Source organism: Bartonella sp. B10834G3, from assembly GCF_016102505.1.
Classification (GTDB): domain Bacteria; phylum Pseudomonadota; class Alphaproteobacteria; order Rhizobiales; family Rhizobiaceae; genus Bartonella; species Bartonella choladocola.
Genome location: NZ_JACFOM010000004.1, coordinates 187,183 through 199,002 on the forward strand (window position 1 = coordinate 187,183; position 11,820 = coordinate 199,002).

Below are 11,820 nucleotides of genomic sequence, written 5' to 3' on the forward strand. Positions count from 1 at the left end.
GCGATATGACGAGAATATGTGTTGTTTAAATAAAAAAGAGGTTGTTGCCGGTAATACCGGTTGAATGCACAATGTTTTATTGAATATTGTCAACGGGTTGTTCGTTTTAACGTTTATCGGAAATCTGCCACTTGCGTTATTTGTATCTGGCCGTTTTTAAATATCACCGGAAGCGAGAAAATAAAATTGATCCTCAATGTAGAACCGTGACCTTTTGCCATCGGAATTTTGCCGGGCTTGATATTTTGCCAGCTTGATATTTGCTATGAGCAGGGGCAAGCACTTTGACAGGTGTATCGTTTCAAATTAAATTCTACGCATCTTTTATTTTGGCGTATTTTCGGACTTTTTAAACGCGTTCGTGCGCTTATATGGCGCCTTGGCACGCTTCGATCATATGCAGGAAAACTGTAATTTTCTGCAAAAGAGCAAAAGCGCAAATCAAAAAACATGGTTTTAGAACGGCTACACTGTAGCGCAATACAGCATAATAGAGCGAAAAGAATAATGGCTTAAGAGCTCATCAAAAATAGCTATAATCTGCCTTGAATTTCTTACCGCCATACCAGTCAAATGGATTAAAAATCAGAATAACAGACGTGATCGTTAAAAAAACAACTTATCCGCAAGAAAAACTTTGTAATTGACCTTTTTAGAACGTTTTTCACAAAAAACGCTTTAATGCGGTTTTACATTTTATAATCGCACCCACTCTTGAATGAAATTGATTTTTATGTTTTACAGGGGGTGATTCATTCAATTTGAGAAAAAGTCGTCTGCAATAGACTTGCGAATGCGGTTTAGGAGAAAATGAAATATGATAAATAAATATGTGACGGTGAAAGTTTCAACTTTCACGTTGATGCTATGTTTATCCTTATCAACTTCGGCAAGTGCCTATGCAGAGGATATTGTTTACAATGGTACTTCGGAAGATGCTGCCAAACTTCATCTCGATCCTAATGGAGCTAATGTATCTATTTATCCTACAGCTTCGTCATCGCATAACACTATTACCGTATCAAATGATAATAATTTATCGTTTGATGAAACTGATGAAACTCACTATGTTTCGCCTTATAACGTTATAGGTGGCTTAAATAGTCTTGGCGAAGCCAGCAATAATAAAGTTATTTTGAATGGCGCTAAAATTCAAAACCATGTTTACGGTGGGCGTATAGAAGGCGATACAGGAAGTGCCAATAATAATTATGTCTATGTAAAGGACACTACCTTATCAGGTAATTTTTACGGCGGCTTAGCCGAGTACGGAACCGCAAATAGCAATCGTGTTGTTATAGAGTCGGGTAAGTTTTCTTCGAGGACAAAAATTTATGGCGGTTTTTCCTCGGGATTGGGTGATACCAATAACAACACCGTTACCATTCATAGTGCAGATATTGAAAATAGTACGATTTATGGGGGATTTGCTATAGCGGATGGCGATGCGTGGGGAAACCATGTTAATATAGCAAGTAAAGGGCCTATAAATACTAAAGTAGGCCAAGTTATCGGTGGGTACCTGTACCAATCGGGCGGTTCTTCGGAAACAGCAAGATCAGCCAAAGGCAATAGTGTTACCATTGAAGAAAACACCGAAGTTACCGGCGAGGTATACGGTGGTCAAATTGAGTACGGCGTTGGCACTGCTGGTGGCACAAATGAAGATGATGGTAATAGGGTCACTATCACGGGCGCAACGGTCGGCGGTAGCATTTATGGCGGTGTGGCCAACGGTGCGGCGTTGAATAATGTAGTGACAATAACACAAAGCACTGTCAAAGATAGCATTTTTGGCGGATCAAGCAAATCCGTTGGAGCGGCATCTTTTAACAAAGTTTTTTTGACGGGTGGCAGTACTGTTGATGTTTTTGCGGGGTTTTCAACACTTGGCGAGGCGTCAAACAACAGTGCGGTTATTACCGATGCGACGGTTAATGGTGTAATATATGGCGGAATGGCGTCAACCAATGCAATCAATAACACCGTCGCGTTGAAGGGTGGTATTGCCGAAAAAAGCGTAACAGGCGGGTTTTCTTCACTTGGTGATGCAACAGAAAACAAGGTAACAGTATCGGCCAAAAGCAGTGCACAAAGTGTCATAGGCGGTCAGAGCCAAAATGGTGGGGCGATAGCAAATAATGTTGCTATCGAGGATGCGACAATTACCGGAGATGTTTTCGGTGGCATGTCTTCTGGTAGTTCGGCAACGAACAACATTGTGACGTTGATGGGAGAAAGCGTCAAAATTTCCGGTTCGGTGTATGGCGGCTATGACGCGGCTGCTTCATCGAATGATGTTTTTACCGGCAATACGCTAAACCTGAATGAATTTCGCGGAAGCATGGCAGGCATCTATAATTTTGAAAAATACAATTGGGTTTTGCCAAAAAATGTTGTGAACAATGATGCACTTGTCCATATTACAGGTACAGATCCTGTTGATCTGGCAAAAACCAGCCATACAGTTTCATTGCTAAATGACGGTAACCGGTTGCATGTTAACGACAAAATAACATTGATCGACAAGTCCAAAAACGGGCCCGATGTTCCCAGCTTGGAAGTTCACCAAGGCAATTTCATTATTTATGACATGAAATTGCAACAGGAAAAAGATGGCTATGTTCTGACGGCTGTCAATATGACAGATACGAGCAGTAATGGCGGAGACAATCCCGGTAATGAACTGGCCGGACGGATCAATCCGCGCTCCAAAGCTTTTTCCGAAGGGCGTGTGGCTTCCCTCGGGTTTTTGAACCAGGCTGCAGACCTTATTGCCAATTCGGGCATACGCTCGGCAAAAGCTGCGGTTCTTGAAGGTGCTGACAAGGCTTGGAATATGAATTTGATGCCATTTTTGGTCATTGACGGCAGTTCCAACCGTTACAAAACGGGTAGCCATGCCGATGTAGACGGCTTTAATATGGCTGTTGGTCTGGCTAGCGGGTTTGAAATTGCCAATAAACACGCTGTGACACTTGGGGCATTTTTTGAGTATGGCCGTGGGACTTACGACACCTATAACAGTTTTGCAACCTATGCCTCTGTTCATGGTGATGGCGATACCCATTATACAGGCGGCGGTATTTTGGGGCGAATTGATTTTGCCGGTACCGGCCTTGGTCTGGTTGACAAGCTCGAAGCCGGACAGGCAGATGGCCTTTATGCCGAAGCGTCATTCCGGGCTGGCCATATAGATACCGATTTTGATACCAATGATATTTTGGGAATTACCGGCGGCAGCAGCAAATATGATAGCGGTGCCGACTACTATGGTCTGCATGGCGGTGTCGGTTATGTCATGAATTTTGACGAACGCAATTCGGTTGATGTTTATGCCCGTTATCTATGGACAAAGATTGACAGCGAAACCGTTACCATCGGTGTCGACAAGCTCAGGTTCGACGACGCTGACAGTTCGCGCATTCGCATTGGCGCGCGTTACACGATGGCTTATAACCAGCAGTTCAAACCTTTTGTTGGTGTCGCCTACGATCATGAATTTGATGGTAAAATTGGCGCATATGCTTATCAATTAAAACTGGATAAACCTTCACTTGAGGGAGACACCGGCATATTCGAGGCAGGTGTTTCGATGACCCCGATAAGCACTATAAAAGCGTTAAGTGTTGACATTAGCGGACAGGGTTATATCGGCAAACGCCAAGGTGGTGGCGGCGGCCTCAAGATTAAATACCAGTTCTGATTATGAGCAGGCCGATATAGCTTTTACATTTGTCATTGCCTTGTTCAAAACGCGGCAAATATCAGTTTTGATATGTGGTTTTGTCTCATATTGTGGAATCTATTGCCGATCAAAGCGGCTTTTCACAGTTCGGCACTGTTTTTGTCAGACTGCACATCTTCCGACAAGTTTTAAAACGATCTACTTTGTCGGCCGGTCGTAATAGAAGCCGGTATCGGCCGGTCGTAATAGAAGCCGGTATCGGCCGGCCTTTATAAAGTGGCAAAAAGTCCATCTTTCTGAAACCGTAATGCGTCGGTTTCCTCGCTGATAACAACATCAATATCCGGAACGTCTATTTTTAATTCATTGCGTAGTTCTTCCAATATATGACGGCGTTCCATTGCAGTTGCCGCTATATCGGCTTCCAAAGAAACAATTTTTTCAATTTCTCCAATTCGGCGCGCAGCTCATCGCGTTCGTGACCAACCTTTTACCAAATATTCCGTGGCGGCACGAGAAGCCTTTCCACACAAGTATAAATAAACTCGTTTATCGCTATTTTAACAAGCAGAGTATTTTCCACCAACTTCAGACATGTCTTTAACATTTAGCTTGCCAAGGCAAGAACCTCATTGAGGCAACGTGACCGACAAAATTTTTATCAACTCTGTATACTATAATGTACTTATTATAACGGTTTATCCTTTTTGTAATAGTTTAGCCGCAGTGGGCAAGCGCTCCAATCCATATGAAGAAGGCACGCCTGGATTTGGTTTCAGACGAATATGATATGGTTTGATTGATGTGAAAAGCAGATGAGGGACCAATGGGTAAAGAAGACGCGGGCTAGGTGTCAGAATCGAGTGTCAGAGACGGGATCAAACACGCGCAAGTTTTAGGTTAAAGATCTTTGATAGAGAAGCTTTATTTCCGGAACGCGTTACACATACGCCAAACGACAAGCGTTTGAAGGCTGGCAGAGCCGCGGGCGGGTAAAGGGAAGCGCAGCGCTTATATAAGGAGGATATTGATAGGTGAGAATCCGGCGAAAGCAGGAGAAGAAAGAAGTCGTGGGGTGATTGGTTGCGGGGGTAGGTTTGAACCTGTGGCCTTCAGATTACGAGCCTGACGAGCTACCGGGCGCCCCACCCCGCGCCAAGGAAGAGTGTTTTACGAAAAGCGCGCGGGGGGCGAAAAGGCCACCCTATCCGGAACTGTAAATGTTAGAGTTACGTTATAGATGGATGTAACGGGATAAGAACGAGCCGAGAGGCTGATTTCGTTATAGCAATTCAAGCAAACCAATCAAGAATGATCTGCCCGTCAAATGCCAATTGAAGAGGAAGCACGAGGCTAAATATCGTAAAGATCGCTCTCGATCGATAGTCTCTATTTTGGCATGATTCAACTGCGTGATTAAAAAAGTTCCAAGCGGTACATTCTCATGGTCGGTGTAGAATCTTTCAGTGAAACTGATTTTGATTAAATCCCGTTTCATGAAAATCGACAGGTTGGCCTTTTGAAACAAAATCCGGACATTTTAAAACAAGCTTGTTTCACTCAAGGAAATAAGCAACCAAATCTTCAATCGTTATCTTGGAGCTCCCCCCTAAGCAAATAAGCAACCAAATCTTCAATCGTTATCTTGGAGCCTTTTTACGCCCCTCCATTGTCGGAAGGTTAGATAAATCTGAAGGCAATTGCCCCGATAAGCCAGAAAACTTTTCAAATTGGAAACATATTGCCTTCAGGAGTTCTTCTTTGTTTGCAAGTCTAGCCCACGCGAGGCTTATAAAATGTTTTCAAACACTCTGACACCTGTTCACACCCCTACCACGATAGCAATTAGAACTGGTATTTGAGCTTGATGCCGCCACCGCCGCCTTGGCGTTGTCCGGCGTAGCCCTGACCATTGACATCAATGCTCAAGGCCTTGTTGCTGGCAACCGGTTGAAGGCTAAAGCCAGCCTCGAAAATACCGGTGCTACCCTCTAACGATGGACGGTCGAGATTGAACTCATAGGCTTTCGCCGTCACCTCGCCATCGAACTCGTATTCATAGGCTGCACCAATGTAAGGCTTGAACTGTTCATTAAAGGCATAAGCATAACGACCACCAAGCTGAATGCGTGAACTGGTCGAGCTGTCAAAGTGAAGCGGCTCATTGGCGACAGAAACATCATCACCATCCATATGCGTCCATAAATAACGACCAAAGACATCAAGCGCCTGTCTTTCATTGATGTTGAACACATAGCCACCGGCAACATGCCCGCCATAATAGGTCACCGGGCTATCATAAGAACCACGATAGACACCGGTGAAGTTACCAAGTAGATTGGCATTGCGCCCGACATCGAATTCACTCTTGGCGCGACCGGCACGAAGCGAGGCTTCCACATAAAGACCATCGGCCTGATCGGCGGCAAGCTGGCGCACACGGCCAAGACCGGTGCCTGCAAAGTCGATACGAGCGAAGATGCCGCCGCCCTTATAGTTGCTATCGCCGTCACCATGCACAGAGGCAAAGTCGGTAAAGCTGTTATAGGTATCATAGGTGCCACGGCCATATTCAAAGAAGGCTCCCACAGTGGCCTTGTGGCCAGCTGCAAAATCGAAGCCTGTGGCAAGACCGACCGCCATGTTGAAGCCGTCTATATCCACATGGCTGCCTGTCTTATAACGTTGTGATGAACCATTGGCGATCATGAACGGTATGAAAGCCGGACGGTTGAAATTATCCTCATTGGCGCGCACCATGATGCGGATATGGTCTATACCGGCAGTTGCTATCAGGTCACTACCCTGATTGACAAAGCCAAGGGCTGCCGCACGGCCTTCCGAATAAGATTTCGACTGCGGATTGATCTTGGCAGCTGAACCGCCTCCGCCGCTATTGCCGCCGTCACCGTTATTGCCGCCGCTATTGCCGCCGTCACCGTTATTGCCGCTATTGCCGCCGCCGTCCGGTACGTCATCGGTGTTATTATTAATAGTCAATACCAATGCATTATTGCCTGTGTTTTGCTGTGCCAATGTCGCATCATAGACAATGAAGCTACCCTGCCTGATGGTATAATTCTGTGAGGCAAGGCTGCCTGTCGTCTTATCGATCATGGTAACCCTGTCACCGCCCTTCAGACGGCTGCCATCATTGACCATGGCAATGGTGTGTTTGGTATCGGTCAAATCAACGGCAGTGCCACCATTGGCAATTGTCACAAGCACATCGCCATTCTTCACATCACTTGGCAATGTCCAGTTGTAGTTCTCGAAATTGTAGATACCGGAAACAGTTCCGCGATAACCGATGAGATTAAGTGTGTTACCTTTAATAACTGTATCGAAGTCGGTATTGTCCGATCCGTCGCCATAGACACTCCGTCCGCCCCAGATTGAGCCGTAGGTCGTCACATTGCCATCATCATCACGCGCACCAATTTTGATGTCAGCGCCTACCAACGTAATCGTATTGCCGGTAGCTGCGCCACCAGATCCGCTATTTGTGCTATACGCTGCACCGCCAATACTATAGCCGCCATAGACATCGCCCCAAATTAACGATTTTCCGGTTATGGTAACCGTGTTATCGGTTACATTTCCTCCACTTCCTCCCTCACCGTCGCCGCTAGCTCCCCCGATACTTACACCGCCAAAAACACTTCCGCCCTCAATACCATCATGCCCAAGTCCGGCCGCATCTGCTAACGCCGAGCCGCCTTTTCCGCCATCTGCGCCCTTTAGAATAACGTTCGTCAATGTAATTGTGTTTTCACTGACACTGCCGCCTGCACCACCCGTACCTATACCCATCATCTGACAGCCTGCCGCACCGCCAATGCTCAGTCCTCCAAAAACCGAGCCACCGCCCATACCACCGGCACCCCCGCCGCCGGCATGACTTCCACCGCCATCTCCCCCTGCAGCTCCAATCAAAGTAACATTTGTCAGTGCGACCCGGTTACCGTTGACATTGCCCCCGACATTGTATCCGCCTATGTAACCCGATATGAATCCGGCATCAGCCCCGCCAATGCTCAAGCCGCCATAGACCGAACCGCCCCCCATGCCGCCAACACCACCGCCAACACTGCCATTCATGCCCTGACCGCCAATACCGCCTGCTCCGCCTGTCAAGGTTACATCTATTAATGTTACGTGGTTTTTACTAGCCGAACCGCCTTCTCCGCCATTTTCACTTAGACCAGCCGAGCCACCCATACTCAAGCCCCCGAAAATAGAGGCGCCGCCCATACCACCTATTCCACCACTAAGCGCACCGGTTACGCCGCTGCCAGCAACACCGTTTCCACCGTTACCACCTTTCAAATCAACATTTGAAAGGTTTACTACATTATCGTTTACAGCCCCGCCATCTCCACCACTAGCGCCACCGGTTTCACCATGACTACCAGCGCCACCACTACTCAAACCACCGAAAACAGACCCGCCGCCCGCACTCCCTCCATTGGTCACATCGTTTTCCAAGCCTCCATTGGCAGCGGATTGGCCTGACCAATTATACCGGACATTGCTGATCGAAATTTGATTGTTCGAGATATCAGACGCCGTAATACCTTCTCCCATGCCTCGGTTCAACTGGACATCTACACCGCCATAGATAATGTAAGGTGCGTTGATTGTTCCGGTTGTTGTCCAAGCGGCTTGTCCTGCTCCGCCCGTGCCACCATCAACAGTAACCACATTGTCACTATAAATATTGCTCGAATAAAGACTTTTATAAGTGCCGCCGTTACCTGTTGGATCGGTTTGCAAAATAGAAGTGTTGTTTCCGTCAAAAACTAACGTTTCTGCTAAAGATGTACTGCTGTAAAACTGTGACGCAATAAGAGTGCAAACAGACACCCCATTTGCCCAGGTGGCTTTCCTGATCGAAGAGTTAAACATTTATACAATCCTGTAGCGAGTAAATCGAAAGTCCTGAAATGCACATTCCCGAATTTGGTTATTCGCCTAAATATCTGTTGGTTCACTTTTTTAACCCTTAATTAGCATAGATATTGACCGTAATTGACGACAGCTTGCCGGCATCCATACGACTACCTGTCAATGGAACACTGAAAAAAGTGCTGGATTCCGGGTTCTTCGTATAGGCTTCAAACTCAACGTTACCACTTCCTTGCAGATCAGGTTTCAAAGCAAGGTGTTGACGACCGTCATAGTAATCACATGCGCCTATACCGCCGCCACCGTTTGGCTTGCGATAACCGGGCCAGTTGATGGTATCGTAAGCGGTTTTGTCTGTGAATGATAGATTAAGGTTGTGGTTATTATCCCCGAAATCATTCATCCACGACTGAAGAACCGATACCGGAACCGAACAGTTTTGCGTCTTTGTTCCATCTTTAGTGGAAACGTAAATAGCGCCATCAACCGTTGATGAGTGTAGCGTTAACTGCTTATCCCATAATGGGCTTGCTTGTTTCAGTTCAATAACGAACCCAAGACCTGAATGATAGTAGTCAACGCCATCCGTTGGTGTGCAGTAAGTGAATGGCATTCCATTCGCAATCTGGCTTGTTGTAGTACCACATAGTTTCGGCGAGATTTCCAGAGTTGCCAGCAAAACACCTGATAACGGTTGGAGTTTATAATTGACAGGCTTAGGCTGCCAACCTTGAGAATAATTGGTCATCGTGACAGAAAGCCTATAGTTAGACGGGCTGCTTTTCGAGCTTACAGTTGCCACGAGGCCATTTTGCGTGATGACCTGTGTTGATCCGAGGTCTGTTGTCGAGAACGTTACAGGGAGCAACTCCGCAGGAATAGCACGTCCTTCTTTGTCAACAGGCGCATAGGTTGCGGTCAACTTGTCTGTGCCATTATTGTAAAGTATGGCTTTATCCAGACTGACCAACGAATTTTTTTGGTCGACATAGAGGCTGAAATTTGTCTCCCCTTGGGCACTGAAGCCTTCTAAAGTGACCGTAAATCCATTGCTGCCAAGCCATGATGCATAGGTTGATGCCATTTGAAGAATGACCTTGCCTTCTTCATTTGTCCTACGGTCTGTGCTGCCCTTTGCACCATCAATCGAAAGCTCACTATTGGAAGGTGTAACAGTGATTTGCCTATTAACTAATGCTACGCCGTTGTCATCGGTTAAAGTGACGGTAACAACATTGGTCGCAACACCATCGGCTATCGCGTTATCGGTATGAGCAATATCGATATTGACGTTCTGGCCAGGAATCTCAATAAGCTTCAATGTATCCGTTACACCTATTGTAGCGGCATCTCCACCATTAACAGTAGGCATGATGTTGATAGCACCTATCGTTGTACCTGATGTCAACGTGCTGACATAGACACCCGCACCTTTATCATACGACCAGGCTGACATAGACGTGTCTCTTGGTCCGTTGGTATCTTGAGGGGTAATCACCTGACCAATGGTTTCAGTTTTCAACGTCGAAATGAAGTTGCCCGCTGCATCGCGTGGGATAAACACGATACGACTTGTTGACTTTCCATTTGCTACAATCTCGCTTGGAATCGCTTTGATCTCACTTTGGCTAGCGTCTAGAGTCCCTGGAATAAGGGTGAGTATATTACCGGTCGAGCGGGAAATGCCATCCTCTCCATTAATCACCGGTATCACCTTGATAGCGCCGATTTTGGTTCCAGATGTCAAAACCGCTTGATAATGACCATCAACAAACGACCAGCCCCCCATGGTTATGCCACTAGCGTCTATCCCAATGATTTCACTTGTGATTGTGCTCGCATCGATGCTGGTAATAGGGTTCCCGTAACCATCCTTTGGCTTATAATGGATCGTTGAGGTGGTTTTACCATCTGCAACAATCGTAGCAGGATCAGCAGAAATCGTAGTTGTAGCGAAGTCGATCGCTCCCGCAGTAAACGTAATATTTAAGTCGGTAGTAACAGTTGTTCCTGATATCTGTCCTGTAACAGTCACAGTTTCAGCCGTATTATCAGACACGGCCGGTGCTTGTGTTATTTGGCCATCGGCACCGCTTTTTACTGTGGCCGGATAGATTGACGGTTTGCCACCTCCATTTGAACTTAAGGTGAATGTGACAGTTTTGTTTGGAATGAGTCTGAGGGTGCTCTTGTCACGCACAACAACCAAGAATGTTGGCAGTTGCGTATCATCCACCGAGACCGATGTGATACCATTATTCCAGGAAAGAACCAATTCAATGGCGTCCAATGTCACAGTGGCTGAAAGAGAACCCACGGCCACGTTGTTATATAACGGTACAATCATATAATCGCCGGTAATCGTGCCTTTGAGTGTTGCTGTATAGACACCGGCTGTTCCGGTCTCTTGTACCTTGTCAATCGTTATGCCCCCGCTATTAGGACCGCTTTTCATAACAAATTTCAAGTTATCGGCGATGTTACCTACCAGATTGCCATACTTGTCCTTGGCCGTAAAGGTCAATGTCGAGGTTTCCTCATCGTCTGCGACGATCGAAAGACGGGAGGCTGTGAATGTTGAACGCAGTTCATTATTTTCACCCTTTTCAACAGGATCACCGGCTCTCAATGTCACGTCGACTGAGAGGGTGCCGACAGCATTGCCCTTGAATTTCGGCGTTATCGTATAGACATTGGCAAGCGTGCCTTGGAGTGTTGCCTTATAGACACCGCTTGAACCTTCCTCGTTAATGGCAGACAGCGTCAACTTGCTTTTGTCAGGAGCGGGACCGTTTTTGATCGCAATATCAAAGGCAAGGTCGTTTGCGATACCCGTGATCTGGTTGCCATACTTGTCCTTGGCCGTAAAGATCAATGTCGAGGTTTCGCTGTTGTTTGCGGCGATCGAGGTTGGTTTGGCTATGAATGTTGAACGCTCCTTACCTGCGCCATCCTTGTCAACAGGAGCACCGGCTGTCAATGTCACAGTGGCTGAAAGAGAACCCACGGGCTCGTTATTATATTCCGGTACAATCGTATAATCGCCGGTAATCGTGCCTGTGAGCTTTGCTGTATAGGTACCGGGTGTTCCGGTCTCTTTTATGTCGTCAATCGTTATGCCACCGTTTGTACCGCTTTTCATAACAAATTTCAAGTTATCGGCGATGTTACCTACCAGATTGCCATACTTGTCCTTGGCCGTAAAGGTCAATGTCGAGTACGCG

General features: G+C 46.5%; 4 protein-coding genes. 1 reads left to right on the top strand and 3 read right to left on the bottom strand.

The annotated features are described in order from the left end of the window. Nucleotides 1–817: 817 nt before the first annotated feature. A complete protein-coding gene (locus H3S94_RS11035) occupies nt 818–3,706 on the top strand; it encodes an autotransporter outer membrane beta-barrel domain-containing protein (RefSeq protein ID WP_198241094.1) in 2,889 nt (962 codons plus the stop codon). Between the two features lie 251 nt (nt 3,707–3,957). Here H3S94_RS11035 and H3S94_RS12030 read toward each other — a convergent pair whose 3' ends face one another. The 3 genes from H3S94_RS12030 to H3S94_RS11045 form a co-directional block, all read right to left on the bottom strand. Beyond that, complete coding sequence (locus tag H3S94_RS12030) at nt 3,958–4,089, bottom strand: hypothetical protein (RefSeq protein ID WP_255520176.1); 132 nt, start codon at nt 4,087–4,089, stop codon at nt 3,958–3,960. Nucleotides 4,090–5,533: 1,444 nt separating this feature from the next. Beyond that, nucleotides 5,534–8,596, bottom strand: coding sequence for an autotransporter outer membrane beta-barrel domain-containing protein (locus H3S94_RS12035; protein WP_198241096.1), 3,063 nt, complete (start codon nt 8,594–8,596; stop codon nt 5,534–5,536). 97 nt (nt 8,597–8,693) lie between these two features. Then, a partial coding sequence (locus H3S94_RS11045; protein ID WP_198241097.1) for an invasin domain 3-containing protein occupies nt 8,694–11,820 on the bottom strand: 3,127 nt, incomplete at its 5' end.

Bases quoted from the DNA above. Each gene is read 5' to 3' on its own strand.
- H3S94_RS12035 (WP_198241096.1), bottom strand. From the start codon at position 8,596: ATGTTTAACTCTTCGATCAGGAAAGCCACCTGGGCAAATGGGGTGTCT.
- H3S94_RS12030 (WP_255520176.1), bottom strand. From the start codon at position 4,089: ATGGAACGCCGTCATATATTGGAAGAACTACGCAATGAATTAAAAATA.
- H3S94_RS11035 (WP_198241094.1), top strand. From the start codon at position 818: ATGATAAATAAATATGTGACGGTGAAAGTTTCAACTTTCACGTTGATG.